This window comes from Marinobacter sp. ST-43, from assembly GCF_030541085.1.
Lineage (GTDB): Bacteria > Pseudomonadota > Gammaproteobacteria > Pseudomonadales > Oleiphilaceae > Marinobacter > Marinobacter nauticus.
Genome location: NZ_JASSVO010000002.1, coordinates 328,934 through 355,927, shown reverse-complemented (window position 1 = coordinate 355,927; position 26,994 = coordinate 328,934). Strand labels below are relative to the sequence as shown.

At 55.9% G+C, this 26,994-nt stretch carries 34 protein-coding genes; 22 read left to right on the top strand and 12 right to left on the bottom strand.

All coding sequences use genetic code 11. The features are described from left to right. Positions 1–19: 19 nt before the first annotated feature. From QPL98_RS05905 to QPL98_RS05880, 6 genes are all read left to right on the top strand, one after another. The gene (locus QPL98_RS05905; protein WP_023008502.1) at positions 20–1,777 is read left to right on the top strand and encodes a DEAD/DEAH box helicase; all 1,758 of its coding nucleotides are present in this window, start codon (positions 20–22) and stop codon (positions 1,775–1,777) included. Between the two features lie 106 nt (positions 1,778–1,883). Beyond that, positions 1,884–2,822: a DUF4124 domain-containing protein gene (locus QPL98_RS05900; protein WP_023008501.1), complete on the top strand. Its 939-nt coding sequence runs from the start codon at positions 1,884–1,886 to the stop codon at positions 2,820–2,822. Positions 2,823–2,844: 22 nt separating this feature from the next. After that, positions 2,845–3,273: a hypothetical protein gene (locus QPL98_RS05895; protein ID WP_023008500.1), complete on the top strand. Its 429-nt coding sequence runs from the start codon at positions 2,845–2,847 to the stop codon at positions 3,271–3,273. 116 nt (positions 3,274–3,389) lie between these two features. Further along, on the top strand, positions 3,390–4,298 hold the full coding sequence (locus tag QPL98_RS05890; protein WP_303292891.1) for a bifunctional transcriptional activator/DNA repair enzyme AdaA: 909 nt from the start codon (positions 3,390–3,392) through the stop codon (positions 4,296–4,298). Positions 4,299–4,398: 100 nt separating this feature from the next. Further along, positions 4,399–4,560: a hypothetical protein gene (locus QPL98_RS05885; RefSeq protein WP_022992820.1), complete on the top strand. Its 162-nt coding sequence runs from the start codon at positions 4,399–4,401 to the stop codon at positions 4,558–4,560. A gap of 153 nt (positions 4,561–4,713) precedes the next feature. Then, a complete protein-coding gene (locus QPL98_RS05880) occupies positions 4,714–5,874 on the top strand; it encodes an AI-2E family transporter (protein WP_023011206.1) in 1,161 nt (386 codons plus the stop codon). Between the two features lie 19 nt (positions 5,875–5,893). On the opposite strand, the gene QPL98_RS05875 is transcribed toward QPL98_RS05880, so the two are convergent. After that, on the bottom strand, positions 5,894–6,346 hold the full coding sequence (locus QPL98_RS05875; RefSeq protein WP_011786395.1) for an MgtC/SapB family protein: 453 nt from the start codon (positions 6,344–6,346) through the stop codon (positions 5,894–5,896). A 134-nt stretch (positions 6,347–6,480) separates the two neighbouring features. On the opposite strand from QPL98_RS05875, the gene QPL98_RS05870 reads away from it, so the two are divergent. From QPL98_RS05870 to QPL98_RS05860, 3 genes are all read left to right on the top strand, one after another. After that, positions 6,481–6,972: a DUF4112 domain-containing protein gene (locus QPL98_RS05870; RefSeq protein WP_368389043.1), complete on the top strand. Its 492-nt coding sequence runs from the start codon at positions 6,481–6,483 to the stop codon at positions 6,970–6,972. Positions 6,973–6,998: 26 nt separating this feature from the next. After that, positions 6,999–7,736 (top strand): ZIP family metal transporter, encoded by a 738-nt coding sequence (locus tag QPL98_RS05865; protein ID WP_023009196.1) that lies wholly within the window; start codon positions 6,999–7,001, stop codon positions 7,734–7,736. Positions 7,737–7,818: 82 nt separating this feature from the next. Beyond that, positions 7,819–8,274, top strand: coding sequence for a GatB/YqeY domain-containing protein (locus QPL98_RS05860; RefSeq protein WP_011786390.1), 456 nt, complete (start codon positions 7,819–7,821; stop codon positions 8,272–8,274). A gap of 24 nt (positions 8,275–8,298) precedes the next feature. Here QPL98_RS05860 and QPL98_RS05855 read toward each other — a convergent pair whose 3' ends face one another. Continuing rightward, the gene (locus tag QPL98_RS05855; protein WP_303292889.1) at positions 8,299–8,967 is read right to left on the bottom strand and encodes a glutathione S-transferase family protein; all 669 of its coding nucleotides are present in this window, start codon (positions 8,965–8,967) and stop codon (positions 8,299–8,301) included. Between the two features lie 159 nt (positions 8,968–9,126). Between QPL98_RS05855 and QPL98_RS05850 the strand changes: the two genes are divergently transcribed. The 4 genes from QPL98_RS05850 (at position 9,127) to QPL98_RS05835 (ending at position 11,225) form a co-directional block, all read left to right on the top strand. Next, positions 9,127–9,708: a DJ-1/PfpI family protein gene (locus QPL98_RS05850; RefSeq protein WP_222179298.1), complete on the top strand. Its 582-nt coding sequence runs from the start codon at positions 9,127–9,129 to the stop codon at positions 9,706–9,708. Positions 9,709–9,762: 54 nt separating this feature from the next. Beyond that, positions 9,763–10,095 carry a ribbon-helix-helix domain-containing protein gene (locus QPL98_RS05845; RefSeq protein WP_011786387.1) on the top strand — a complete coding sequence of 111 codons (333 nt, stop codon included), beginning with the start codon at positions 9,763–9,765 and terminating at the stop codon, positions 10,093–10,095. A gap of 68 nt (positions 10,096–10,163) precedes the next feature. Next, positions 10,164–10,802 carry an SDR family oxidoreductase gene (locus QPL98_RS05840; RefSeq protein WP_011786386.1) on the top strand — a complete coding sequence of 213 codons (639 nt, stop codon included), beginning with the start codon at positions 10,164–10,166 and terminating at the stop codon, positions 10,800–10,802. Positions 10,803–10,838: 36 nt separating this feature from the next. Continuing rightward, complete coding sequence (locus tag QPL98_RS05835; RefSeq protein ID WP_041656459.1) at positions 10,839–11,225, top strand: DUF2750 domain-containing protein; 387 nt, start codon at positions 10,839–10,841, stop codon at positions 11,223–11,225. Positions 11,226–11,231: 6 nt separating this feature from the next. Here the strand turns inward: QPL98_RS05835 and eutC are convergent, their stop codons facing one another. Further along, entirely contained in the window at positions 11,232–12,056 is an 825-nt protein-coding gene (gene eutC / locus QPL98_RS05830; RefSeq protein WP_303292888.1) for an ethanolamine ammonia-lyase subunit EutC, read from the bottom strand. Between the two features lie 2 nt (positions 12,057–12,058). Next, positions 12,059–13,462: an ethanolamine ammonia-lyase subunit EutB gene (locus QPL98_RS05825; protein WP_303292887.1), complete on the bottom strand. Its 1,404-nt coding sequence runs from the start codon at positions 13,460–13,462 to the stop codon at positions 12,059–12,061. Between the two features lie 292 nt (positions 13,463–13,754). On the opposite strand from QPL98_RS05825, the gene QPL98_RS05820 reads away from it, so the two are divergent. The 7 genes from QPL98_RS05820 (at position 13,755) to mtgA (ending at position 19,271) form a co-directional block, all read left to right on the top strand. Then, entirely contained in the window at positions 13,755–15,374 is a 1,620-nt protein-coding gene (locus QPL98_RS05820; RefSeq protein ID WP_303292886.1) for a diguanylate cyclase, read from the top strand. Between the two features lie 149 nt (positions 15,375–15,523). After that, positions 15,524–15,853, top strand: a complete 330-nt coding sequence (locus QPL98_RS05815; protein ID WP_011786381.1) for a YqjD family protein — start codon at positions 15,524–15,526, stop codon at positions 15,851–15,853. A 20-nt stretch (positions 15,854–15,873) separates the two neighbouring features. After that, positions 15,874–16,362 carry a hypothetical protein gene (locus QPL98_RS05810; RefSeq protein WP_227501119.1) on the top strand — a complete coding sequence of 163 codons (489 nt, stop codon included), beginning with the start codon at positions 15,874–15,876 and terminating at the stop codon, positions 16,360–16,362. Positions 16,363–16,379: 17 nt separating this feature from the next. Beyond that, a complete protein-coding gene (locus tag QPL98_RS05805; RefSeq protein ID WP_303292885.1) occupies positions 16,380–17,687 on the top strand; it encodes an MFS transporter in 1,308 nt (435 codons plus the stop codon). A gap of 77 nt (positions 17,688–17,764) precedes the next feature. Further along, complete coding sequence (locus QPL98_RS05800; protein ID WP_023011197.1) at positions 17,765–17,944, top strand: hypothetical protein; 180 nt, start codon at positions 17,765–17,767, stop codon at positions 17,942–17,944. Then, positions 17,941–18,552, top strand: a complete 612-nt coding sequence (locus QPL98_RS05795; RefSeq protein ID WP_023011196.1) for an amidohydrolase family protein — start codon at positions 17,941–17,943, stop codon at positions 18,550–18,552. Before QPL98_RS05800 ends, QPL98_RS05795 begins: the two co-directional genes overlap by 4 nt. An 11-nt stretch (positions 18,553–18,563) precedes the next feature. Continuing rightward, positions 18,564–19,271 carry a monofunctional biosynthetic peptidoglycan transglycosylase gene (gene mtgA, locus QPL98_RS05790; protein ID WP_011786377.1) on the top strand — a complete coding sequence of 236 codons (708 nt, stop codon included), beginning with the start codon at positions 18,564–18,566 and terminating at the stop codon, positions 19,269–19,271. Between the two features lie 21 nt (positions 19,272–19,292). On the opposite strand, the gene QPL98_RS05785 is transcribed toward mtgA, so the two are convergent. After that, positions 19,293–20,222, bottom strand: coding sequence for a helix-turn-helix domain-containing protein (locus tag QPL98_RS05785; RefSeq protein WP_023011195.1), 930 nt, complete (start codon positions 20,220–20,222; stop codon positions 19,293–19,295). A 123-nt stretch (positions 20,223–20,345) separates the two neighbouring features. Between QPL98_RS05785 and QPL98_RS05780 the strand changes: the two genes are divergently transcribed. Then, positions 20,346–21,251, top strand: coding sequence for a DMT family transporter (locus tag QPL98_RS05780; RefSeq protein ID WP_023009181.1), 906 nt, complete (start codon positions 20,346–20,348; stop codon positions 21,249–21,251). A gap of 16 nt (positions 21,252–21,267) precedes the next feature. Here QPL98_RS05780 and QPL98_RS05775 read toward each other — a convergent pair whose 3' ends face one another. The 5 genes from QPL98_RS05775 to merT form a co-directional block, all read right to left on the bottom strand. After that, on the bottom strand, positions 21,268–21,759 hold the full coding sequence (locus QPL98_RS05775) for a hypothetical protein (protein WP_011786374.1): 492 nt from the start codon (positions 21,757–21,759) through the stop codon (positions 21,268–21,270). Positions 21,760–22,117: 358 nt separating this feature from the next. Continuing rightward, positions 22,118–23,524: a mercury(II) reductase gene (gene merA / locus QPL98_RS05770; protein WP_011783483.1), complete on the bottom strand. Its 1,407-nt coding sequence runs from the start codon at positions 23,522–23,524 to the stop codon at positions 22,118–22,120. After that, positions 23,514–23,774 carry a mercury resistance system transport protein MerF gene (gene merF / locus QPL98_RS05765; protein ID WP_014421551.1) on the bottom strand — a complete coding sequence of 87 codons (261 nt, stop codon included), beginning with the start codon at positions 23,772–23,774 and terminating at the stop codon, positions 23,514–23,516. The genes merA and merF overlap by 11 nt, the downstream gene beginning before the upstream one ends. After that, complete coding sequence (gene merP, locus QPL98_RS05760; RefSeq protein ID WP_011783481.1) at positions 23,771–24,073, bottom strand: mercury resistance system periplasmic binding protein MerP; 303 nt, start codon at positions 24,071–24,073, stop codon at positions 23,771–23,773. The genes merF and merP overlap by 4 nt, the downstream gene beginning before the upstream one ends. Positions 24,074–24,088: 15 nt before the next feature. After that, positions 24,089–24,445, bottom strand: a complete 357-nt coding sequence (gene merT, locus QPL98_RS05755) for a mercuric ion transporter MerT (RefSeq protein ID WP_011783480.1) — start codon at positions 24,443–24,445, stop codon at positions 24,089–24,091. A gap of 73 nt (positions 24,446–24,518) precedes the next feature. On the opposite strand from merT, the gene merR reads away from it, so the two are divergent. Then, positions 24,519–24,953 (top strand): Hg(II)-responsive transcriptional regulator, encoded by a 435-nt coding sequence (gene merR, locus QPL98_RS05750; protein WP_303292884.1) that lies wholly within the window; start codon positions 24,519–24,521, stop codon positions 24,951–24,953. Positions 24,954–25,153: 200 nt separating this feature from the next. On the opposite strand, the gene QPL98_RS05745 is transcribed toward merR, so the two are convergent. Both QPL98_RS05745 and QPL98_RS05740 read right to left on the bottom strand, forming a co-directional pair. Then, positions 25,154–25,768 carry a tyrosine-type recombinase/integrase gene (locus QPL98_RS05745; protein ID WP_011786646.1) on the bottom strand — a complete coding sequence of 205 codons (615 nt, stop codon included), beginning with the start codon at positions 25,766–25,768 and terminating at the stop codon, positions 25,154–25,156. A gap of 159 nt (positions 25,769–25,927) precedes the next feature. Next, on the bottom strand, positions 25,928–26,944 hold the full coding sequence (locus QPL98_RS05740) for an AraC family transcriptional regulator (RefSeq protein ID WP_072678514.1): 1,017 nt from the start codon (positions 26,942–26,944) through the stop codon (positions 25,928–25,930). Positions 26,945–26,994: the final 50 nt, after the last annotated feature.

Genomic DNA, 26,994 nt, shown 5'->3' with positions numbered 1-26,994 from the left:
AGGATCTAAGTCCGGCAAGATGAATGCGCCTTTCACGCTGCGGCCTTACCAACAGGAAGCGGTCGACGCCACGCTGAACCACTTCCGTAAATCGGATGAATCTGCGGTCATTGTGCTGCCGACCGGTGCCGGTAAGAGCCTGGTGATTGCCGAGCTGGCTCGCCTTGCGCGCCGAAAGATCCTGGTGCTGACTCATGTGAAGGAACTGGTGGAGCAGAATCACGCCAAGTATCAGAGTTATGGTTTGTCGGGGGGAATCTTTGCGGCCGGGCTAAAGCGCAAGGAGAACCACCATCAGGTGACCTTTGCCAGCGTGCAGTCGGTGGCGGCGAATCTGGACCAGTTCCGGGATGAATACTCGCTGGTTATTATCGATGAGTGCCACCGGGTGAGTGGCGAGGAAACCAGCCAGTACCAGCGGATCATTGAGCTTTTACGGCAGCAGAATGACTCCCTGAAGGTGCTTGGGCTCACCGCCACTCCCTACCGCCTGGCCATGGGATGGATCTATCGTTACCACTACCGGGGTTTTGTTCGTGGTTCTGATGACGAACAGGACAAGCCTTTCCGGCACTGCATCTACGAATTGCCCCTGAGCTACATGATCAACCGTGGTTACCTCACCCGGCCTGAATTGGTTAACGCCGCCGTGGCCCAATACGATTTCTCCACGCTGACGCAGGACCGTTTTGGCGAATACGCCGAGAAAGACGTCAACCAATTGTTGAGCAAACATCAGCGGGTGACACGTGCCATCATCGAACAGGTGATGGAGATGGCGGCCGAGCGCCAGGGGGTGATGATTTTCGCGGCGACAGTGCAGCACGCGCAGGAAATTGCCGGGTACTTGCCCGAGCAGGAAACCGCCCTGGTGACCGGCGCGACTGATCTGCGAGATCGCGACCAGCTGATCCAGCGCTTCAAACAACGGCAGTTGAAGTACCTGGTGAATGTGTCTGTGCTGACGACCGGGTTTGATGCCCCCCATGTGGACCTGATCGCCATCTTGCGGCCTACTCAGTCTGTAAGCCTGTATCAGCAGATTGTCGGCCGAGGCTTGCGGTTGGATGAGGGGAAACGGGATTGCCTGGTGATTGATTACGCTGGCAATCATGTCAATCTGCATCATCCGGAAGTTGGGGAGCCGAAGCCCAACCCCGACAGTGAACCGGTGCAGGTGTTCTGCCCGGGCTGCGGTTTTGCCAACATCTTCTGGGGCAAAACCGACAGCGACGGGCGTGTCGTTGAGCATTATGGCCGCCGGTGCCAGGGCCTGCTGGAGCCTGCTGACGATGACCGAGGGCGGCCACAGCAATGTGACTACCGGTTCCGCTTCAAGGAGTGCCCACATTGTGGCGCTGAGAACGACATCGCTGCCCGCAACTGCGGGCACTGCCACCAGGCCATTATCGACCCGGATGATCAACTGCGGGATGCCCTGAAGCTTAAGGATGCCATGGTCATCCGTTGCGCCGGGGTTTCGCTTGCCGTAGAAGGCCAAAAACTTCGGATCACTTACCACGGAGAAGACGGGGAGGAACTCCGGGAGTCGTTTGATTTCAGCAAGCCCGCCCAGCGAGCCGTGTTCAACAAGCTGTTTGGACGACGATTTGCCAATGGTCAGGCTCCGAAAGTCTTTGCCCGGGCAAATGAGGTGCTGGAGATGCAGGTACTGTTACCCGCGCCGGATTTCGTGATTGCTCGCAAGCAGAAGCACTACTGGCAGGTGCAGGAGCGGGTTTTTGATTATCAGGGGCAGTATCGTAAGGCGTATTGACTGGCTAAACGATGCTCGGGTGGCGCATTGGATGCCATCTGGTCTATCGCCCTGTATGATTCGGACATAATCTCTCGTCAGCTTTCAAGCGGTGTTTACTCGGATCATGTCGGTAACCCTTCGAACCACAGTGCTCGTGCTGCTCCTGCTTGTAGCGGGGTTAGGGCATGCCAAGATCTACAAATGGGTAGATGAGCACGGCAAGGTGCACTTCAGCGACCGCCAGGACCATAGCGTTAAGCAGGAAGTGGTTAACGTGAAGCCCAGGGCCTCGAAGTGGTCGCGTTTTGATATCCGCATTGAAACGGTCGATCTGGAGCTGACTGCCGAGGAAAACCAGCAGATTGTCGATGGCGTGAACCATGTTTACGAGTTTTTCGACCGCGTGCTGTCTTTCGATATGTACCGGACGGTGCCGGTTAATATTCTGATTTTCAAGGATATGGTCAGTTACCGGAACTACCTGATTCAACGGGACAGGGGCTGGGCGGTTGCATCCTACGGTTTGTACATGCCATCTGAGCATCAGATCGTGGTTTATATTCAGGAGGACAGGGAACGCACCTTCAGAACCATCAAGCATGAGGTCAGTCATGCGGTTGTCGATACCATCGTCCCCTATGCTCCCGCCTGGTTGAACGAGGGGCTTGCCGAGCAGATGGAGATGCTGGAACGGGATGATTCCGGCTTGTATTTCGAGAGCCACCCGGAAAACCGATGGATTGTCGCTAAAGCCCGTGAGCAGGGGCGGTTAACCGGCATCGACCAATTCCTGAAACTGCCCAGCAATAAGTGGCGACACTCCGATATGTCTGGTAGCGGCAGCGTGCGTGCCCAGGCTGGCCAGTTTGTCTATTTCCTGCTTGCCAAGCCCACGCGCCGCAGTTTTCTGGTGCGGCTGATGCATAACTTCAACCGAGGTGACCGCACACTCTCGTATTACCTGGTAGACGACAACTACATCGGCGGGGTCAACATGCTGGGCCTGGACTGGCGACGCTGGCTGCATGCCCAGGGTGAGGGCTCGGTGCGGTTTGCGTTCTGACACTTTAGGCGGGGGCGTTGTTGTGAAGGTTTTCAAATCATTGGTGATTGCCGGAGTACTTGCGCTGTCGGGTTGCACCAACGTGATCGGGGACGTGCCCCGTTCCATTCATCTATCCTCGTCTGCCGGGCAGGAAGCAGGGGAGCTGTTGTCGGTTGCCCGCGATTTCTTCACCGGCTCGGGGTATCAGTGTCATGCCGATCAGCCTGCGGACAGCCTGCGTTGCAGCCGACCACTCCGGGACCTGTACATTCATCAAACCACGGCAGTGGTCCGCATTTATTCAGACGATGACGCCACCCCTGAGGTGACACTGGTGGCAACGCGCTGGGATGAGGGGCTGATTCCCAGCGAGTTTATCTCGGACGAATTCCACAACCCGGATGTCGAGGCGTTTTGTGAGTACGTGAAGGCGCAGGCTTTGGGAGTGTGTCAAACCGTCTCGAGCTAGGGCCTGCCATTGTCAGGGGGGCAGAACCGAAAACCAATGGCGGCAACAATCGGATGGAAACCATTGTCGAAGTCGGTTTTACTCATCGCTACGACCATGATTAAAAGGGTGATGAGATGTCCCGCTCCCCGGAACAGGATAGCGATTGGACGACAGGCGTCGGCGACTCTGCGGCAGGGGAGAGTGCACGGGTAGCCAGGCTGGTCAGGGTGGCACAGCACATCGAGATGCACGCCGATGAAGCACTCACGCTCTCGAGCCTGGCGAAGGTGGCCGCTCTGTCACCGTCCCGTTTACAGAAACAGTTCAAGGCGGCGTTTGGTGTCTCTCCAAAAGCCTATCAGGATGCCGTCCGTATGCGGCGCTTCAAGCAATCCCTGAAAGACGGGCGTAAAGTGACGGACGCGATATTCGCCTCCGGGTTTGGTTCGGTAAGTCGTGTCTACGGTGAAGCGAACCGTAGCATCGGTATGCCGCCCAGGACCTATCGGGCCGGTGGTGCGGGTGAAGTCATCGTCTATGCCGGCCGAACCACCGCACTGGGGCTGATGATGATGGCGGCCACGGATAGGGGTGTTTGCTTTGTGGAATTCGGTGACGATGAAGCGTCGCTGGTGGGCCGATTGAGGTCGGAATTTCCTAAGGCTGAGCTGACCGCCTCACCAGCCCGGAACGCCCCGGAACTTGATGCCTGGATGGAAGCCCTGGATCAGCATATCAGTGCGGGAGCCCCACGGCCGGATTTGCCGTTGGATATGCGAGGCACCGCGTTTCAGGTAAAAGTCTGGCAGTTTCTGTTGAGTATCCGCGAGGGCGATGTCCTGAGCTACAGCGAGGTGGCCGCGAAGATCGACAAGCCCAGGGCGGTGCGGGCCGTGGCGTCAGCTTGTGGCAAGAACCGGATTGGTGTGTTGATTCCCTGCCATCGTGTATTGCGGGGCGATGGCGGGCTTGGCGGTTATCGCTGGGGATTGGAGCGAAAGCGGGCGTTGTTGGAGGCAGAGCGGAGGAGTCTTGTGTGTTAATAAACGACCCTGAAGCACTCCCCCGGCAATTATTTCCTGTTTCAGCTACACTGTTGCTTTGATATTGGCGAACAGGCCGATATCCAATCGGGGAAATCTCATGAGCAAGAAAGTCGTCAAAGTTGTTTTAACGTCTGCAGAGATTGAAGAGCAGACGGCTGCCTTTTTAAAGTCCGGTGGGCGCGTTGAGTATGTGGCTAAAGGTAAGAGTTCGCAGTTGACCTCGGCTGGCCCGAAGCAGATTAATCTGAAGAGTAATTAAGAGATTTTTAAAAAAGGTAGCCTCGGCTGCCTTTTTGTTTATGTGCCACTCATATCAGTCGAACCACACCATAAAATATCGTAACCACTGGCCGGCAGCAGGCAAGCTACACTCTTCTGAATCATGGATCTGATATGAGGCATAGCTGCGGTTATGAGTCACAACGAGGAAAGCCCGGGTGTCGGGTCGGGTTCGGGTGAACAGGACTCAACCACGGCCCTGATTGAAGCCATCAATATCCGCAGCATGTCGTTGATTGTGCTGACCAGCATCGCCTCCCTGTATTTTATCGACTGGGCCCAGCCTGTTCTGCTGCCGCTTGTGGTCGCAGTTCTGATCAGTTACGCCCTGGATCCGTTGGTGGCGACACTGGATCGGATTCACATACCCCGTCCATTGGGTGCAGCTCTGGTTCTTTGCGCACTGATAGCGATTCTGGCGGCGGCAAGTGTGCCACTCAAGCAGGAAGCCATGGCCATGCTGGACAAGATTCCCCAGGCCATCAAGGAGCTTCAGCGTGAAGATGCGTCTGCGTCCGAGGATGAAGAAAGCATCATGGAAAAAGCCCAGATTGCCGCCAAGCAGATTGAGGAAACCGCCGAGAAAAGCCAGGAGGAACCGGCTGTTCAGGCCGGCGTGACACCCGTACGGGTGGTGGATGAGCCGATGGACGTTCGTGACTATGTCATCCGCAATTCGCCGGCCACAATAGTTCTTATTTCCCAGATGTTTTCTGTGCTTCTACTGGTGTTTTTCCTGCTTTCCGTCGGCAAGCTATACCGGCGTAAGATCGTTAGAATATCCGGCCCGTCGTTCCGGCGTATGCGCAAGGCGGCACGAATTATGAACGAGCTGCATCACCAGGTACGCCGGTTCCTTTTTGTCATGGTCATCAGTGCGCTTTTTGTCGGCATTCTCACCTGGCTGGCATTCCTGCTATTAGGAGTTGAGCAAGCGGCTTTGTGGGGCGTGGTGGCTGGTATTGCCAGTGGTGTGCCGTATCTGGGGCCTTTCCTGGTTCTGGTCGGCTCTGGGGTGGCCGCATTTCTGCAGTTCGGCGAGCTCAATACTGCCGTGATTGTTGCGCTTACATCGCTGGTCATCACCAGTATTCAGGGGAATCTGCTGATGCCGTGGCTGACGAGTTACGTCTCCAGTTTGAATGCCGTCGCCATTTTTATCGGGTTGTTGTTCTGGGGTTGGTTGTGGGGGCCAGTGGGCTTGATTGTGGCTACGCCCATTCTCATGATCGCAAAATCCGTGTGCGATTATGTGGTGAACTTTCGTCCGGTAGGAGAGTTGTTGGGTAAATGATTCGGGTGTGACCACAGCTTCAATCCTTGATGACTTCTCGCTCGAATCGGCCAAGCACGACCACGATAATCAATGAAAGCACCGTCACCATGCTGGCAAGGGCCAGGGTGCCAAGGCCGCAGGCTACGCCAATGGCGCCGGATACCCAGATGGAGGCTCCCGTGGTAATGCCCTGAACATTGCCGCGGCTCTGGATGATACTGCCGGCGCCCAGAAAGCCAATGCCGCCAATCACGCCTTCGACAATGCGTGTGGGGTCTATTCGGGCAGAAGGGTCGCCTTCCGCCGTGGCGAGCAAAATGTGCATGCCCATCATGATGAATGCGGATGCCCCCACGGAGACGAGCATGTGCGATCGCAGTCCCGCTGGCTTCCCTCGTAGTTCACGTTCAAGCCCAAGCACCAGTGCCAGGCCAGCCGCCATAAGCAGTCGAATGACCATGTCCATTAAGGGGATTTCGCTTTCTAGCACGGGTAGTCTCTCCATCCGGATTGTTAGCTTCGCCTTCGTTCACTCAAGCTAGCACCAGTATCATGACTTTGCCTGTCCCTGAAGTTTTCAGGCAGGGGCACGTGGAAGATTTGGGCTTTTGTAATCCGAAGCTTATGCTGTTGTGCACGATCATGCCGGGAAACATTGATATGCCACCGCCATCCGAAGTCCGACAAAGGGCCATTCTCGAACGCCTAGACAGGTTCAGTCGCCTCATGGACAGCAGCATCGGCCTTCCATTTACCAGGTTCCGGATTGGCATAGAGGCCATCATCGGGCTGTTACCGGTGGTTGGTGATATGGCTGGCCTCATCCTGTCGGGCTATGTGCTGGTAGAAGCGCAACGCGCGGGCGCCAGCAAGGCTGTGAAGTTAAGAATGTTCAGAAATATGGTCATCGATTTTCTGGGTGGCCTGTTGCCGGTGGTGGGAGATGCCTTTGATGCCGTGTATAAGGCGAATACTCGCAATACCAGACTGCTGAGAAACTATCTTGAGAAGGAATTGGCGATTGAACCACCGCCACCGCCGTTCCCCTGGGGAACGCTGATTGGGTTGTCGATTCTGTTTGCCGTGATAACCGGTGGTTTGTCGCTCATTCTTTGATCACCCGAACTGACTATGGATAGAGCATGATGCTGGACGCACTTCAGGCCAATGGCCTTATGCAGATACTACTACTGACATTGATGGCCGGTCTTGCAATGCCTGTGGGCGCAGCACTGGCATCGGTGGAGCGTATTCACCCGCGCTGGCTGGAAACCGAGGTGCGGCACAGTGTGATCGCGTTTGGTGGTGGCGCGCTGCTGGCGGCTGTTGCGCTGGTACTGGTGCCAGAAGGGACGGCTAACTTGTCCATGGTGGGCATCGTTGTCTGTTTTGCCGGAGGCGGTATCAGCTTTATGCTTCTGGATCGATGGCTGGCTGCCAACGGCACACCGGCGAGCCAGTTGGTGGCCATGCTTTCGGATTTTGTGCCGGAAGCCATGGCCCTCGGCGCCACTTTCTCGGTGTCCAGTGAGGGCGGAATTCTGCTGGCCGGCATCATTGCGTTGCAGAATATTCCCGAGGGCTTTAACTCCTATCGGGAACTGGTGGACGCGACCCATTATCGAGGATTGAAGATTGTGGGTGCCCTGGCGCTGATGGCGTTGCTTGGGCCGGTGGCCGGTGCCCTTGGCTACTTTCTGCTGTCGGATGCCCCGAGTGTGGTATCCGGCATCATGCTGTTTGCGGCAGGCGGTATTCTCTACATCATTTTCCAGGACATAGCGCCTCAGGTACGCCTGAAAAAACACTGGGCGCCACCATTGGGGGCGCTTGCGGGCTTCCTGCTTGGGGTGATGGGAGAGGTGGCGTTATCCGGATAGGGGACGTTACGGCGTAGTTTGGCTATCATTCTGCCCTTTATGCGTTGTTTACTTTTTATTTTCCCAGAACAGGAGACTAACCGTGGCGGATACATCACTTAAGGAAAAACTTTCCAGCGCAGTCAAGGACGCAATGCGGAGCAAGGACAAAGATCGCCTGGTGACGCTACGTATGGCTCAGGCTGCGGTGAAGCAGATTGAGGTCGACGAGCGCCGGGAACTCACTGATGACGATGTTCTGAAGGTGCTGGACAAGATGTTGAAACAGCGCCGGGACGCCGCTGCACAATATGATGACGCAGGCCGGGGCGAACTGGCAGACAAAGAGCGCTCGGAGATGGTGATCATCGAGGAGTTTATGCCTGCCGCGCTGTCTGAGGACGATCTGGATGCGCTTATCCGCGAAACCATTAACGCGACGGGAGCCTCCGGTATGCAGGACATGGGAAACGTGATGAATGAACTCAAGCCTCAGGTGCTCGGCCGGGTGGATATGGGGCATCTGAGCAAGAAAGTTCGAGCTGCGCTGGCGGGCTAAGCCAGCGCTGGGACCACGGCCTGGTCAGGCGAAGTCGTAGTCTCCACCTTTCTCCAGTGCTCTCTGGTACGCGGGGCGCGCATGCACCCGCGCTACCCATGCCTTGATGTTTGGCCTGTCGTTACCAACGATGCCCCTGGCGACGGACGCCTCCAGAGGAAAGCTCATCTGAATATCCGCCGCACTCAGCTGTTCCCCAAGAAACCAGGTGTTTTTGGCCAGTTGTGACTCCACGAAGTCCAGGTGGGTCTTGATCATCGGGCCGATAAAAATCTGGTTGGTTTTGTCCGAAATTCCTTTGGCGATCGGCTTGATAAAGAACGGCATTGGGCTGGTCTTCACCTTTTCAAACACCAGGCGCATGACCAGCGGTGGCATCAGTGAGCCCTCGGCATAGTGCATCCAGTAGGTGTAATCCAGCCACTGTTGGCCTCCGGCTTCGGGCAGCATGGTGTCTGTACCATAAGTGTGCGCCAGATATTCGATGATGGCACCGGATTCGGCAACCACCAGATCTCCGTCGGTGATGACCGGGGACTTTCCGAGGGGGTGCACTTTCTTGAGACTGGCTGGAGCCAGCATGGTTTCAGGGTCGCGCTCATAGCGCTGGATCTCGTAGGGTACGCCCAGTTCTTCCAGCATCCAGAGAATGCGTTGTGAACGTGAATTATTGAGGTGGTGAACTGTGATCATTCGGAAGCTCCGTTCCCGTTTTATAAGTGGTCAGGGTAGTACAGTAGGCTGAAAAAGGCTGATTGGTTCACTCGAAATGTAGTATTCCGCTGTTACCTATCCCTGTTGAAAGTGGCGCATGATGGATATGCATTGTTGATCAAACAGGGAGGAATGAACATGTCGAATAAAAAACTGTTGCTGCTGGCCGGCGATTTCACCGAAGACTACGAGACCATGGTGCCGTTCCAGGCACTGACCATGCTGGGATATGAAATACATGCCGTGTGTCCCGACAAGAAATCCGGCGACAGCGTGAAAACGGCCATCCACGATTTCGAGGGTGATCAGACCTATACCGAAAAGCCCGGTCACAATTTTGCGTTAAATTACGATTTTGACGATGTGCGTGTTGAGAACTACCTCGGATTGGTGATTCCCGGCGGGCGTGCGCCAGAGTACCTGCGGCTGAACGAACGGGTGATTGATATTGTGCAGGCGTTCAACCATGCAGGTAAGCCCATTGCGGCCGTATGTCACGGCGCCCAGATTCTGGCGGCCGCTGGAGTGCTGGAGGGGCGCGAGTGCAGTGCCTATCCGGCCTGTGGGCCCGATGTGAAAATGGCGGGTGGTCGTTACATGGACATTCCGGTGGATCAGGCACACGTTCAGGGCAACCTGGTGACGGCTCCGGCCTGGCCAGCCCATCCGGCATGGCTGTCAGCGTTTGCTAAACTGCTTGGTGCTGAGATCTCGATCTAGTCTTAACCCGGCAGCCTCCGCTCGAGGCTGCCGTTATCACAGGAGACGGACTCCATGTGTGAACTCTATGTGAAAGCCGACCCGATCCTGTTTGAAAGTCGGTCCCGTTCTCTCCGTATCCGGGGGGTGGTCACAACGCTCCGGCTTGAGAACCAGTTCTGGGATATTCTCCGGGAGATTGCCGAAGTGGACGGCATGACCACCAATCAGCTCATCACCAAACTCCACGAAGAGGTGATGGAACTGAGAGGTGAAGTAGAGAACTTCGCCTCCTTTCTCCGTGTAAGCTGCACACGCTATCTGGCGCAGCGCGAAGCCCGTCCCGTTCCCCTGATAACGGCTCATTCATCGGGTAAGGCCCAGTCCCGGGTCGCGTCGGTCCCTTGAATTGTCCGCCGTCCGGGCGCAGCTAGTAGGGTAGGTTCATTTCACACAACTGACAGGGGAGGCACCCCATGCATGTATTCATTGCCGGAGCCAACGGGCAGATCGGGCGTTTTCTATTACAGGAAATCGCGGATAGCAGGCATGAGGCACGAGCACTGGTTCGCCACGCAGACCAGGGGCCGGAGTTGCAGCAGCTTGGTGCCACGGAAACGGTGATTGGCGACCTGGAGCAGGATTGCAGCGAAGCGATGCGGGGCTGTGACGCCGTTATCTTTACGGCCGGGTCCGGCCCCCATACTGGTCCGGACAAGACGGTAGATGTGGATCAGGATGGCGCGATTCGACTCGTGGATACCGCCAAGGCCATGGGCATCAAACGTTTCATCATGGTCAGCAGTATGCGAGCTGAAGAGCCCGAAAAAGGCCCTGAAAAGCTTCAGCATTACCTGCGTGCCAAGCGTAATGCCGATGAACACCTGAAAAACAGTGGTCTGAATTACACCATTGTGCGCCCTGGCCGACTTACCAATGACGATGGCAACGGTAAGGTGTCTGTCAGCGAGCGACTGGACGCGTTCGGAGAGATTCCTCGCCAGGACGTTGCCCGGGTTCTGTTGGCTGTGCTGGATTCTGACAATACCGGCAATTGCGTTTTTGATGTAGTGTCTGGAGATGTGCCGGTGCGTGATGCGCTGGCGAACCTGTAAGCCGCATCCGCCGGCATGATCAACAAGAGAGCCGCAATGAGCGATAACCCGTTAGCCTCGATTCTGGAAATGGATGGCGAAGAACGCTATGACTATTTTCTGGATGCTGTGGTGGAAGAGCGTGAGCTCTGGATACTGGTCAATGGCGATAACCAGTTTCTCAAAATTGTCTCGGAGGAAGATGGCGTCGGATATCTCCCGGTGTGGCCCGCTGAGGACTTTGCAGCAGATTATGCAGGGCCTTCGGGTGACCTGAGCCCCAAAGCGATTTCATTGCCGGACTTCTTCAAAAAGTGGGTGCCCGGGTTAAGCCGTGACGGGCTTGAGGTAGGCGTTTTTCCGGGCGCCGACAGTGAGCTCTGGATAACGCTGCCGGAAGAGCTGAAGCAGGACCTTCAGGACGTGTTGTCGGGATCTTTCTGATCCCGGCTACACCAGAAAATTCCCCCTCTCTGATACGGTCAGTTCCACTTCTTCGCTTCGATCCTTCAGGGCGACTCCGGAGGTGCCCAGTTGCCTGGCTTCCTTCAGAAGGTAGATCACTTTCTCGCTTGCCTGTTCCACGCCCAGTCCGGCAGGACGGATATTGGATACGCAGTTGCGGCGGGCATCTGGCAGCCCCGGCTCGGGATGATGAGTAAGGTAGACGCCGAGGCTGTCGGGTGAGCTGAGCCCCGGTCGCTCGCCGATCAGTACCACCACCTGTTGTGTCTGGAGCACCTGGCCTATGTGGTCGCCAATCGCTACGCGCCCCTGTTCTACCAGCAGGGGCGCTGCAACCCGCCACTCAGGGCCGTCATGGGCCAGTTTCCGGAGGAAGCTGCGCATGAACGCCGGGGCGTTTTGCTGCACGGCTCTGGCTGACAGACCGTCGGCGATCACGATGGCCAGATCAGGGGGCTCAGCAGAGCCTGTTTTCGACGATTGTAGACGGCTGCTGGATGATTCGCTCAGAACACGCCCCAGATCCGGCCTTTGCAGGTAGCAGGCCCGGTCTGGTGCCTGGCTCTGAAGTTGAATCGGTGGGCCCAGGGCCGACATCTCGGGTATCTGCTGGAATTCGATGATCAACTGCTCAATATCCAGTGGATGGTGCACGGCATCCCTGGCTCGGGCATGGGCCAACTGAAACTCAAGAAGCTCCGCTGTGGGGAGGCTGACGCCCGCCCTGCCAAGGCCGATGCGGGCTGGGGTGTACTGGCGCAGACCTCGCCAGGGGTTGTGAACGACGGTCGGGAACTTTGAGTTGGTCATGGTTATGCTCTCCTTCGCGGGCCGGAGAGGCTGTGGCGGAAGGCCGCTGGTATGTCGTTATTCAGCGACACCCGATCCGAATCCTCGAAAATCTGCATGGCGTGCAACCATTGCTCGAACTCCGGTGCCGGTTTCAGGTTGAGCACACGGCGGGCGTAAAGGGCGTCGTGGAATGACGTGGTCTGGTAATTGAGCATGATGTCATCTGACCCTGGAATGCCCATGATGAATGTGCACCCGGCGACTCCGAGCAGCGTCAGCAGGTTATCCATATCATTCTGGTCGGCTTCGGCGTGGTTGGTGTAGCAGATGTCGCAACCCATCGGCAGCCCGAGCAGCTTTCCGCAGAAATGATCCTCCAGGCCTGCCCGGGTGATCTGCTTGCCATCATAGAGATATTCCGGGCCGATAAAGCCGACCACCGTATTCACCAGCAGCGGGTCAAAATGGCGGGCGACCGCGTAGGCCCTGGCCTCGCAGGTTTGCTGGTCAAGGCCGTGGTGAGCATTGGCGGAGAGGGCGCTACCCTGACCGGTTTCAAAGTACATTACGTTTTGGCCGACGGACCCGCGTTTCAGGCTCAGGGCGGCTTCCTGGGCCTCTTTCAGGGTGGCGAGGCTGAACCCGAAACTCTGGTTGGTGGCTTCGGTGCCGCCTATAGACTGGAAAACCAGATCTACGGGCGCCCCCTGTTCGATGGCTTCGAGGGTGTTGGTCACGTGCGTAAGCACGCAAGACTGAGTTGGAATGTCGTAGCGCTGGATTACTTCGTCGACCATGGTCAGTAGCCGCTTGGTTTGAGCCACGTTATTGGTCGCTGGATTAATGCCGATGACGGCGTCGCCATTGCCATAAAGCAGGCCATCAAGAATGCTGGCGGCGATGCCTGCCATGTCATCTGTAGGGTGGTTCGGTTGCAGCCGGGTGGAAAGGCGCCCCGGCAACCCGACGGTGTTTCGGAACGCTGTGGTTATCTGGCATTTCTGGGCAACCAGGATCAGATCCTGGTTGCGCATGAGCTTGCTGACCGCAGCCACCATTTCCGGCGTCAGACCGGGGCGTAGTCGTGCCAGCATCTCCGGCGAGGCGTTATCGCTCAGAAGCCAGTTCCGGAAATCGCCGACCGTCAGGTGAGAAACGGGGGCGAAGGCGGCGGCGTCATGAGAGTCCATGATCAGGCGGGTTACCTCATCCGTTTCATAGGGAATCAGGGCGTCGGTCAGAAATGTCTTGAGTGGCAGGTCGGCCAGACACATTTGTGCCAGGACCCGCTCTTCGGCCGACGCTGCGCCAACGCCGGCGAGATGATCGCCTGAGCGCTCTGGTGTTGCCTTTGCCATCAAGGTCCCCAGGTCCCTGAAATCCATGGTCTGAAATCCCATACGGTACGTGTACTGGCCACTCATGGTCTTCTCCTTTAATCCCGGGGGCGACTCTGGCATGCCCGCATCAAATTACTTTAACTACACTGTAGTTTCTTGAAGCGGATGCTGTCTCTCAATTTGCCAACCGATTGGGCAACTGACTCGGTCTAAGGTTCTACTGCCTTGAATTGCGACAGGTGCTAGACTTGGAACCCCTGCAGGTGTAAGGAAACCCTCAATGGCGCTTGGCCGTTTGCTTCTCGTTGTATTCATGCTGTCGCTTGTTTCTCTCCCCTCCCTTGCTCTGGAATCGGTTGCGTCCGGAGAGAAAAGCGTGGAACTGACAGACTTTTCCATCGAATACTTCATCGATGAATCGCAAACGATGGACTATGAAACCGTTCGGCTTGAGTCTTTCGACCAGACCAAGAACACCACCACCCTCGGTACCCGGGCGGCGGTGACCTGGTATCGGGTTTCATTACACAACTCAGGTACTGATGACCGTTCGCTGTTTCTGCACCTTCCCAAGGCTTATCACGTTCGTTTAATCGATATTGTTGAAGAGCGCTCCTCACGCGTCGTCAATCGGCTTTCCGTTAACCTCAATGAGGCTGACGCCCACCCTGCCATGTATCGGGGAACACTGGTGTACCCGTTCGAACTGCAAGCCGGGAAAACGACGGTTGTGTATGTGCGCAGTCACGCATACTCACACCAGTGGTTCTCGTTGAAGGTATACGATGACGAGAATTCCCGGCGGGCGCTGGCCGGGGGGCACCTCGATATTGCCCTTATGGTGGGGATGATGCTGGCGCTGGTCTTCTATAACGGCCTTTTGTATTTCGCCACCAGCAAGAAGGAAAACATTTACTACTCACTCTATCTGATTTCAGGCCTGGTCTGGATCGCGCTGTCTTACGGTTTGGTGGCGAAGGCGTTCAATGCCTACGGCGACGCAGTGTTTGTTCTGAACCTCTCGTTGATAACCATGCCGATTTTCCTGCTGTTGTTCATGATGGCCATTTTCGAAACACATGAGTATTTCCGCACCGAACATCGCGTGCTTCAGGGTATGCTGGCATTGCTGGTGGTGACGTTTGTTTACGGCCTGTTTGATATCGCGACGGCCCTGAAGCCTGCCAGCAGTCTTGCCGCCCTGATGATGGTAGTGACCTTCTCCGTGAGCATTTCGCTGTTCAGGAAGGGGCACCCTCTGGTCAAATTTTTCCTTGTTGGTCACACCTTTTTTGTGGTGTTCAACGGGTTTGCCGTCCTGTACTACAAAGGTCTGGTTCAACCGAACTATATCAATAGTCATGGAGTCGGTATTGGTATTGTTCTGGAAGCGCTCACCCTGGCTTTCATTATTTCTTACAGGATCAAGGTGTTGGAGGATATCCGGTCAAAGCAGGATGAGCTGAAACGCCAGGCCTCGACGGACCCTCTGACACGCCTCTTCAATCGCCGGTATTTCATGGCGGAGGGAGAGTACGTGCTGGAACAGGCCCGGACCTCGGGTGAGCCGTTGTCGGTTATAGCCATTGATATCGATCATTTCAAAGCGGTCAATGACACCCATGGCCACAATGTGGGCGACCTGGTTCTGGTAGAAGTTGCCTCCGTATTTCGTCAGTTCAGCCGGGACAGGGATCTGGTCGCGCGCTTCGGTGGCGAGGAATTCGTCATTCTCCTGCCGGGTGCGGATCTGGCAGAGGCGTTTGGCTGTGCTGAACGTATCAGGAACGCTGTCGAAGCCATGATCATTGATGGAGGCGATGGGTTGGTGGTTCAAGTCACAGTAAGTGTCGGTGTGGCTGAGGTAAACCCCCTTCTGGAATCTGTGGAGGGGGCGGTCAAACGGGCCGACCGTTCACTGTATGAGGCCAAGGCCGGGGGCCGCAACCGGGTTTGTGGCTATGATGGTCCGGCAGGCAAGGCCCTACCCACTTGAAGGAGGAGATCCTCCAATGGCGTCCCGCACATTAAGAAGCGCTAATCACGTTGTTTGAACCCTGTGCTAGAGTTGGAGTGACCGTGGTTGCTTTTGGATACACGCAGCCATAGCCGAAATAGCAGTAATCATACTGATAAGGAGGCAAGATGATGGAAGCGAAATCCGGTCAACAAAATGAGTACGAACAGGTACGTGAGGATCTGCGCCGTCTTCAGGAAGATATGGCCAAGCTGACCAGAAGCGTCGCTGAAGGCCAGAAGAACAACATCAGTCATCTCCGAGACGAGATACGCCGCGAAAGCCGGGAAGCGTTTGACCAGGTAAAGCGGCGGGGCGATGAAGCCCTTGATCGCGCAAAGGATGTCAGCGGCAAAGCGGTGGAAAACGTGGAACACAAAATTGAGGAGCGTCCCTTCCTCAGTATTGTTCTTATGTTTCTGGCCGGGTTGTTGGTGGGTCGCTTGTTGGATCGCTGATGATGCCTGACTCGGCCTGGTTGCAGGGCGCGCTGCGCAAGGTAGTCGCGGCAGTTCTGGGTTTACTGCTGGCGCTGGTTTTGCTGGTGGCCCTGCTCATTACCGGTTTTTACATGCTCGTCAACGCCGCCACGCTGGCCCTGGCTCCTGTCGTGGGAGAAGCTGGTGCGATGGCGATGACGGGTTTTTTCTGTATTCTTCTGCTCGTGCTTTTTTTCTATCGCATGACACGGCCGGCCAAATCTCGCGCACAGGCCGATGCCGGCGAAAGTTCAGGCATGTCATCGCCGGTAGAATCTTTACGGAACCTGATTCGAAAGAACCCTCTGGAATCGGCCTCCATTGCTTTTGTGCTGGGCATTGCCGAACAGGGAGATCCCCGGTTGAAGTCTCTGTTGCTTCAGGGCGGTATGGTTTTGATGAAGGAAGCTGAAGCTGAACGTGCTGCTAACCCCGAGCATACCTCTGGCTCACAACCTTCCGATAGCAAGTCTGAAACAACGCAGTAACAGACTAAGAGCAAGACATGCCACCATCATCAATACAGTCCAGCCTACCCGGTGCGAGGGAGAATAAGCCCGCACTCTGGTCATGGGCGCTCTATGACTGGGCCAACAGCGCCTTCTTCACGATCATTCTCACGTTCGTCTTTGCTCAGTATTTCAGCGTCTCGGTGATTCAGGATGAAGTGGCGGGCACGCGGGCATGGGGCAACATCGTTGGTATAGCCGGGGTGGTGATTGCCATACTTGCTCCAATTCTCGGTGCTATTGCCGATCAGTCAGGCCGGCGCAAACCCTGGTTGATCAGTTTTACACTCCTGTGTGTGGTTTCGTCGGCCATGTTGTGGACGGTGACGCCGGATCAGAGTCAGTTCTGGACGGCCGCTCTGTGGGTGGGGTTGGGTACACTCGGGGCTGAGTTCGCTTTCATCTTCTATAACTCGATGTTGCCGGATCTGGCTCGGCCGGAGCGTACCGGACGGTGGTCTGGCTGGGCCTGGGGACTGGGTTATGTGGGCGGTATCGCCAGTCTGGTGGTGGCGCTCTATGGCTTTATTGAAGCGGACGGTACGTTTTTTAACCTTGATCGAGACGCCGCAGAGCATGTGCGGGCAACCTTTGTTCTGGTAGCGGTGTGGTATCTGGTGTTTGCGTTGCCGGCGTTCTTTTTTATCCCGGATCGGCCATCAACCGGTTTGAGTCTGGGGGCAGCGACGCGGGCTGGACTGGTCCAGCTGAAAGAATCCATTGCTCACGTGCGGCAGTACCGGGACATCGTACGGTTTCTGATCGCAAGGATGCTGTACACCGATGGCCTGGCGACGATTTTTACCTTCGGTGGCGTCTATGCAGCCGGCACGTTCAACATGAGCCCCACTGAAGTGCTGCAGTTCGCCATTGCCCTGAACGTCACTGCCGGGCTGGGCGCGCTGGGCTTTGCCTGGATTGATGATGCCCTGGGCGGCCGCAACACCATCCTTCTGTCGTTGCTGGGTCTGGGCTGCAGTGCGTTCGCGATTCTGGTGGTAGATGGGGCCACCGCGTTCTGGATATGGGGCATGATTCTGGGCATTTTCGTTGGGCCGCTGCAATCGGCCAGTCGTTCTCATCTGGCCCGTGTGGCCCCGCCGCATCTGCAGACTCAGATGTTCGGCCTGTTCGCCTTTTCCGGGAAGGCAACCGCGTTTGCCGGCCCGTTGCTGGTGGGTTGGGTGACGTCGGTTACCGACAGCCAGCGTTGGGGCATGAGTACGATCTTGCTGTTCCTGCTGATCGGGTTTGTGCTGATGCTGAAAGTGCCTGCGACTGAGGCCCGAAAAGCGGAGGACTGACACGGTATCTGCCCCAGCTTCGGCTATTCTGATTCATAGCCATCCCACAACAACAAGATCCTAAGGGGCGTTTTGCCATGGCCAGATATGACTTCATCATCAAGGGCGGCCGCTATTTCGACGGCACCGGGGCACTCTCGTTTACCCGCAATCTTGCTATCAAGGATGGCCGGGTTGTCCGTGTGACGGCCGATCCGATTGCTGATGACGATGCCGAGCGCGTGATCGATGCCTCCGGGCTTTGGGTGATGCCATGATTATCGACTGCCCGGATGCAGCCCTGATCGGCAAGAATTTCGAAGAGGTGACCAGGGCCCGTGGTGTGCATGTCGTCGATCTGTTCCTGGATCTGGTGGTGGAGTTCGGCAGGAATATTCGTTGGTACACCACCGTCGGAAACCATCGAAAACAGGTACTCAAACGCCTGGTGAAAGACCCCCGGTCGCTGATTACCTTCAGTGATGCCGGCGCCCATATTCGGAATATGGCGTTCTACAACCTGCCACTGCGCATGCTCAAGCTCGTTCATGAGTCTATCAATGACGGAGACCCCATCATGACCACGGAGCAGGCCGTACATCGGTTGACGGGAGATCAGGCCGACTGGTTCGGTGTGGATGCGGGCAAGATTCGTGAAGGGGACCGCGCCGATGTTGTGGTTATTGATCCGGCGGGGTTCAATCAGGACCTTGAGCAGGTGCACTGGGGCGAGATGGAAAACTTTGATCTGCAGCGTTTGGTCAATCGCAATCCCGGCATCGTAAAAACGGTTCTGATCAATGGACGGCTGGCGGTCGACGACGAGCAATTCTCGCCGTCATTTGGCCGTGAAATGGGCTATGGACAGTTTATCCCGGCGAGGTAATTAATCAGGTTATGGCCAAGGCCTCTTTTGCTAGAAAGTCACTGCGGCTGATGTTCTGGGTAGTTGTAGCCGCACTGGTGCTGATGTTTTCAATTATCCTGCTGTTCAGGTTCGTGAACCCTCCGACCTCGGCCTTCATGCTGGGTTATCAGATGGGTGATGCCCGCGAGCCTTTGCAGCACGAATGGGTGCCAATATCTGAGGTATCCGAATGGATGGCGCTGGCGGTGATCGCCAGTGAAGACCAGCGATTTCCGGAGCACCACGGGGTTGATTTCAAGGCTGTTCATAAGGCGGTCTCTGAATATCAGGCTGGAGAGGGCTTGCGAGGTGCCAGTACCATCACGCAGCAAACGGCCAAGAATCTGTTTCTCTGGAATGATCGAAGCTTTGTCCGAAAAGCCATCGAGGCGGGTCTGGCACTGGCAATTGATGCGATCTGGCCTAAACAGCGGATTCTTGAAGTCTATCTGAACATCGCAGAATTCGGACCGGGCATCTACGGTGTACAGGCAGCCAGCCGCGCCTACTACCGAATTCCGGCGGGCGTGCTGTCGCCACTCCAGGCTGCACATCTCGCTGCAGTCCTTCCTAACCCGAACGTGTTGAGCGTGCTTTCGCCCACGCCTTACGTTCAGGAACGAGTGGCCTGGATTGAGGGGCAGATGGCTCGGTTATCGAGGGCGGGGTATCTCGCCGAAATCAACGCTGGCAGGTAATGCCAAACCGTTGTTGATGGTTCACCGGCTCTTTGATGAGTGGGCCTCGCTCCGGCACTGGGATGGTGTCATACCAAACCGGGCTTTGAATGCCCGGCTGAATTGGCTGGCGTCGTTGAAGCCGCAGGCGAGAGCGATGGCAGTGATTTTGGTGGTTGATTGGCGCAGATGATCGCGTGCCCGGATGAGCCGTTGTTCCTGTACATATTGGTAGGGGGCGCAGCCAAACGTGGCCCGGAACAGTCTTGCGAAATGGTAGGGGCTGAGATTCACCCAGCCGGCCATTTCCGACAGTGTGAGAGGCCGGTCCAGTTCCGCATGAATCTGCTCCTGTAACAGTCGCCGGTACTGATGGGACAGTTGCCCGGTAACTGCGGGAGGTGCTTTGGTGACGCTGGCGTGTCGGCTGACCACCTGTAGCAGGAGCCACTGTGCCAGGTGATCCATCGCCATTGCCTGGCCGGGTGCCTGCCAGTCGCTCAGCACCAGGAGTTTACCTGCATGGGCCAGGATAGGATCCTCACGGTGGTAGCGCTCGTTCAGTTGAATCTTATCCGGGTCGGAATCCCAGGTTTGACTGGCACATCGAGCGACATCGACATCATTGAAATAGAAATGGAAAAACTCGAATTGCCCGCCGATTTGCCAGATGGAGCGGCTGCCCGCAGGAAACAGGCACATGGCGCCGGGAAAGCCGCGGCTGACCGCCTTTCCGTTGACCATCCGCTGGGCTTGCTGGCCCTTGTCGATGTAGATGCTCAGGGCGTGATGACGAGGGCGCTCGTAGCGAACCTCCCCCTGACGGTTCTGCCATTGGGCGAGGGTTTTTCCATGCTCCAGGTTCATCATTCGCTGCGGCGCAACGCCCGCCGTGCGAAGGCTGTCGGCAATGTCCAGCTGCCCCCGTCTGTCTTGCAGCGGTGACGGGTTTGTTGTCGTTGGGTTGTCCATAATGCAAGGCCTCCGCAAGAATCATCCACGGTTCCGCAGGATCTGACAAGCTATCGCGCGTTCGTTTCCATAATCTGACCACCTGACGCCCGAACTTGCCATTTAACTGGGAGCCTCTGAATCATGCCCATTAGTGCCCATTATGGACTGACTGTATTGATATGGGGTCTGACCTGGACGGCGATTCGACTGCAGGTCGAATCTGCGTCTGTGGATTTGGCAGTGTTCTATCGCTTTGTGATGGCTTCTGTGGTTGCACTTGCGGTTCTTGCCGTTACCCGGCGGCTGAGCAGGTTGACGCCTGGCCAGCATGGCTGGCTTTTTTTGCAAGGGCTGACGCTATATAGCGTGAATTTTCTCCTGATCTATCGGGCCGCCGAATCGATGACCAGTGGGTTGTTGGCGGTCGTGTTTTCTCTGGCGGCACTGTTCAACGCGTTCAACGGTTGGCTCTGGTTGCGAACCAGACCGACAGCGAGGCTCTACCCCGCCGTGGCCCTTGGTGTGACCGGTGTCGCGCTGCTGTTCTGGCATGACCTCCAACTCGGCAATGCCACTGGCGCGAGCATACTGTTTGCGGTCGCTGGAACCTTCTGGTTTTCCATGGGTAACCTGGTGAGCGTGAAGGTGAGGGCCGCAGGGGTTCCGTTGTTTACGGCCAATGCCTGGGCAATGGTTTATGGAGCACTTATTCTCGGATTGTGGTGCCTGATCCAGGGGGTAGAGTGGATGCTGCCTGCCACCTCAGTATTCTGGGGAGCGACCGTGTTCCTTGCCGTTCCCGGCTCTATTGTGGCGTTCTACTGCTACATTACTGTCATCCAGGTGCTGGGCGCCGACAAGGCAGGCTATGCCGCGGTACTGTTCCCGGTTGTCGCTCTTTCGGTCTCCACCTGGCTGGAGGGATTCGAGTGGACGACGCCGGCTATGCTGGGCGCCCTGCTGGCCATATTGGGAAACTATGTGTTGTTTCGTCCCGGCAAGCGTCAGAGCGTCAGCGCAACCAGCGTTCCCGAGCAACGGACCTGACTCTGTTGCTATGGGCTCACTTTGTCGTGCAGGACTCATCGCACCCGTTCGCACCGATCTCTTTGGGGGCCATTTTTAAAAACACACCCAGTGCGGCCAACAACAATGCTGTACTCGCAATAATAGCAACCGGATAAACGAGATTCCCCGCCAAATCAAGCTGGCTGTATTTGATGATCATGATCAGGCCTTCAAGCGACATGGCCACGCAAACGGTACTGATGAAGCGGGGCAGGGTGCGGCGCATCATAGTCACTATATCGTGAGTTTCTGAACGGCCGCTGTATTCCGAGCGGATCACCATCGCCAGTTCGTAAACTGCCAGTGCGATAATGCTGCCGTTGACGCCATTAATCATGGCCTGCATCAAGGGCTCATCGGAATTCAGGAGCTCAAAGACATCGACGATGGTTGCTGCCACAAGAGCGAAGGCCAATCCGAAAAACAACCAGGAGAACAGCCTGGCGAACAAACCGCGTACTGGAATACTTCTCAACCTGTCGAGCATGCGTTTTCACCGTGACCTGTGGATGTGATGAGACAGGCTACGGATATTTCGTCGAGGCTGCGATTACAGGTTGCACACAGCGCGGTAACCTTGAAGCAAAGGACGAGTTGATTATTTTACCTCCGCTCATCGCCAGGCCTTGTGGTTGCGCCATTCACACCGGCTATCCTTGGGTTGCCAACACAGTTATCCACAGATTCTGTGGGAAAACTCTTTGCTGTTTGATCATTGTTTCGCTGGTTGTGGAGGCGGTTATTGAAACCATAACTTGGCCGCTTTCAAGGCGTAGTCAACGCTAAGGTCGCAAAGCGAACGTTCAAATTTTGGACAGTGCTCGCGTTGACCAGAGCCGGAGCGATTAACCGGCACAGCAGGACAACTGCTTTACATCCTTGGTGAACGTTTGCGCACAGAGTTTGAGTCCTTCAACCATGGTCAGATAAGGGAACAAGTCATCGCCGATTTCCTGAACGGTCAAACCTGCTCGTAACGCCATCACTGCCGTTTGGATAATTTCACCGCCTTCCGCTGCGACAACCTGCACCCCGAGCAAACGGCCTGTGCTGCGCTCTGCTACCATTTTAATAAATCCATGGGTGTCAAAGTTTACTAGCGCACGCGGCACGTTTTCCAAGTCGAGCAGCCTGGTGTCCACGCTATAACCCCGAGCAACTGCTTCGGCTTCAGTGAGGCCAACGGTGGCGACTTGAGGATCGGTGAACATGACCCCGGGCATGGCACTGAGGTCGAGTTTGGCCTCGCCTCCCGTCATGTTGACGGCGGCTCGGCTGCCTGCGGCAGCTGCGACATAGACAAACTGCGGTTGATTGGTGCAGTCACCAGCAGCGTATATTCCGGTGACCGTGGTTTGCAGATGCTCATCCACCTGAATTGCGCCGCGTGAAGTTTCCACGCCAATGCTCGCCAGGTTCAGGGCCTCGGTATTGGGCGTTCGACCGGTCGCCACCAGTAGTTGGTCGGCTCGCAAGGTGCCGGCAGGCGTCTCGACGATAAACTCGTTGTCGCTATAGTCCACGTTGCTGGGCGTGGTCTGGCGAAGCACCTCAATCCCTTCCCGTTTAAAAGCCGCCTCTATGGCCTCTCCGATCGTAGGATCTTCGCTGGACAACACACGGCTCCGGGCTAAAACGGTAACCTTGCTGCCGAGTCTGTCGAATGCCTGAGCCAATTCCAAGGAAACGAAACCGGCACCAATCACGATCAGCCGTTTGGGAACGGTATCCAGCGCCAAGGCACTGGTTGATGTCAGGTAAGGAGTGTCTGCCAGCCCCGTTATTGGCGGCTCTGCCGGTCTGGCTCCGGTTCCAATAAAGGCGCGATCAAAATGAACCGGTTTTTCACCACCCTCAGCCAGCGTGACTACCAGGCTATTGGTATCGACAAACCGGGCCTCACCGTTCAGGACTGTGATGTCCTTGTGTTCTCGAAGTATCTTTTCGTACTTGGTGTCACGCAGCTCCTCCACTCGTGCCTGCTGTTGCTGAAGCAGTTTTGCTCGGTCTACCTGAGGAGCCTCAGCACTGATGCCCGCGTCAAACGGGCTTTCTTTTCGCAGGTGCGCGATATGTGCTGCACGAATCATAATCTTCGAGGGCACGCAGCCAACATTTACGCAGGTGCCGCCGACAGTCCCACGTTCAATCAGGGTGACGCGGGCACCGCGCTCTGTTGCCTTCAGGGCAGCCGCCATGGCGGCACCACCACTGCCGATTACCGCAATATGCAGTTTGTTGTCATTTTTCACTCGGGAAACTCCTTGGAGCTTTGAAGTTGCTCTCGTAGCTGGCGTCATAGTGCTTTTTCCGCCAGAACGCATAAACCGTCAGGCCGATGAATACCGCCAGTGCCGGAAGAAGCACATAGTCGAGATAGCCCGTCAGGGCGGCCAGTCCCACGGTGGCCATCAAAATGACCAGAATCGGTGTGAAGCAGCATAGTGCAACCAGAATAGTCCCTACTATGCCGACCCTGAGCAGGTTCTTCGGATTCTTTATTGCCCCTCCGGAGTCGCCTCTGAGGCCGTGGGAGTGGAGGGGTAACCAGCGTCGCTCGTGGCCTCGGTGAGCGCCTCTATGGAAGTGAGCGCATCGTTAAAGGTGACGACGGCTTCTCGATCAGGGTAGCTCACGGAAACTTGCGACACCCCTTCCACCTTACTTAAGGCCAACTTGACGGTGATCGGACACGCGGCACAGGTCATGTCAGGCACCGAGAGAGTTACTGTTTGAGACGCAGCCCAGGAGGACATGCTGAGCAAAGTGAGGAACATGGCAAGTACAAACTGTTTACGCATGAGAAAAATCTCCGTTTAGTAGAATAGAGGCAAAATGTAAGGGAACACTAATGCGACCAGTACCAGAGCCGTAACTACCCAAAAGATCACCTTATAGGTCTTTCGGACTTGAGGGATCGCACACGTTTCACCGGGTGAGCATTGCTCTACAGGGCGATAGATTCGTCGCCAGGCAAAGAACATGGCGACGGTGGCCGCGCCAATGAACAGCGGTCGATAGGGCTCCAAAGCTGTCAGGTTGCCGATCCAGGCACCGGAAACGCCCAGAGTGATAAGTACCAATGGCCCGAGACAGCACGCCGAGGCGAGAAGTCCAGCCATGCCCCCGACAGCGAGAGAAGCACCTCCGGATTTAGATTTGAATTTCGACATGACGCTGACACCTGTTGCCCATGGACTCGATGCGATAAGGTTACTTCCGTAGTCAAGTACGGAGTCAAGCAGTATGTCGGTTAAAGCCAGTTCACTGACTATTGGCGGCTTGGCCAAGGCGGCCAATGTAAATGTCGAGACGATCCGCTATTACCAGCGGCGAGATCTGTTGTCGGAACCCAAACGACCTCTAGGTGGTATTCGACGCTACGGTTCCGCCGATATTGATCGGCTAACATTTGTTAAAACGGCGCAGCAGCTGGGTTTCAGTCTCGACGAGGTCGGCGACCTTTTAAGGTTGGAAGATGGCACTCACTGTCAGGAAGCCAGTGCGCTCGCCGAGCACAAGCTGAAGGATGTGCGTGAAAAGATCGAAAGGCTGGTCAAAATTGAGAAGGCTCTGAGCGACATGGTCAGTCAATGCCACGCACGGCCGGACAGCATCGCGTGCCCGCTCATTGCATCTCTACATGAGGGAGACATTGGAACAAAAAGCCAAAGGGATTAGCTTCTGAACCAATCGACCTCTTGAGGCTCTACCCCGTCACTGCGGACACTACGAAAAGATAGGCAGATTTATCGAACCGAGGTGCGCGAACGTTCGCTTTTGTTTACGACTGAAGGAGCCTGATCGAAACCCGAAGGTGTTCATCAACCGGATCTGCCAGCGTCTGCAACATCCAGCGACCAAGGAGCCAAGTTACGCATTTAGATCTCAATACTCTCGGCTATCTCCAGAGCATCCTCAACCTCCACACCAAGGTACCGCACGGTGCTCGACATATTCGTGTGTCCCAACAGCAACTGAACGGCTCGAAGATTTTTGGTCTTCTTGTAGATCAATGTCGCTTTGCTGCGTCTCATTGAATGGGTTGCGTAGACCGAAGGGTCAAGTCCGATGCTGGTAATCCACTTTTTGACAAGACGGGCGTATTGGTGAGTAGTGATATGGTCGAACTTTCGCATCCGGCTCGGCCACAAATAATCCATACCCGAAAGTCCGCGCAACTCGATCCATGCCTCGACCGATTCGCGCGTCTTTTTGGTTATCTCAAACTGAACAGGCTGACTAGTCTTCTGCTGGATGACTTGCGCCCGGTCCAGAACCTCACCGTTTCTGGAAATATCTCGAACCAATAGCTTTACCAGATCGCAGGATCGGAGTTTGCAGTCAATTGCCATGTTGAACATCGCCAGCTCGCGGATGTTCTTTGCTATCTCTAACCGAATACGGATAGCCCATATTTGTTCGAGTTTGAGCGGCAGCTTCTGGCCGACGAGCTTCCCTTTGTTCCAGGGAACTTTGCTGGTAGGAAACGTCATGACGTGGCCCTCTTCGGAGGGTAAGGGCCTTTAAGTATGGCTCAAAAGATTGTTCTCTGCTGGCCAACCTGGTCGCAAAGCGAACATTGAGATTTGGGGTTGACGCTGAAACACAGTGGGGCCCGACGGATTCTACCCCGTTAATACTGATACATCCTTTTATCGGGGTGCTATGCGATAAGCCGAGGGCGTCTTTCCGGTCCATCGCTTGAAGGCTTTCGTGAAATTGCTCTGGTCGGAAAAACCCAGCAAATAACAGATATCCGTCAGTGACAGTTCTGGGCGGCTCAGCAGTTCCTCAGCCATTTCACGCTTCGATTTTTCCAGAAGCTCGCGGAAACTGTAGCCCTCCTTTTCCAGTGCCCTCTGCAGCCGGCGGGCGCTCATGCCCAGCCGGCGGGCGACTGTGCCCTGATCCACGTTCCCGTCAATCGTGCCTTCAAGGAGCAGCTTCTGAACCTGGCCGGTGATGGAAAGCGAGTCTGTGCGCTCAAGGTACTCCTTCATCCAGCGGTCCATATTCTGAACCAGCTCCGGATTTGACTGGTAGCAAGGCAAGCGCAGCACCTGCTCATCGACGACAAACTTGCAGACCGGTGCATTGAAAAAAACCGGCGCCTCAAAAAAAGCCTCAAATTGCGCCCTGAGCCCAGACTTATCGTGACTGAAATGAACCTCGCGAGGGCGGAATTTGTCGTCGGTAATCTGTTTCAGAATGCGGCTGCCACAGGCCATGAAGGCCTCAAGGGCTTCGCCCGCCACCGGCATCTGCAGGTGGAAAACCACCTCCAGTGAGTTGTTCTTGCGGGGAATGGTTTCTAGATGGGCGGCACTACTGGCAACGCCGCTGTAACGGCACATTCGTTCGATGGCCTCACCCGTCGTATCGCTGAACATCATGGCCAGGCTGAGCCCGCTGAACATATCGGCGCGCGCAAGATCCGCAAGACGGAGAGTAAACAATGGGTCGGCGCTGTCGCGCGCAGCCAGCTCCCACAACTGGGTCATGTGAGCGACCTTGATCCGGCCATTGGGATTTTCAAGATCGCTGCTACGTATACCTGCTTCGCAAAGCAGTTTATCGGTATCAAGCCCTTTCAGCTTAAAACCGGCAAGGATGAAACGTGCCCAACTGGCAATCGTGGAAAAGTCTGCGACGGGTCGAGTTTTTGTCACTGTCGTAATTTCACCAAAGATTGGCGGCGTTCAACCAGCTTTAGCTGGTT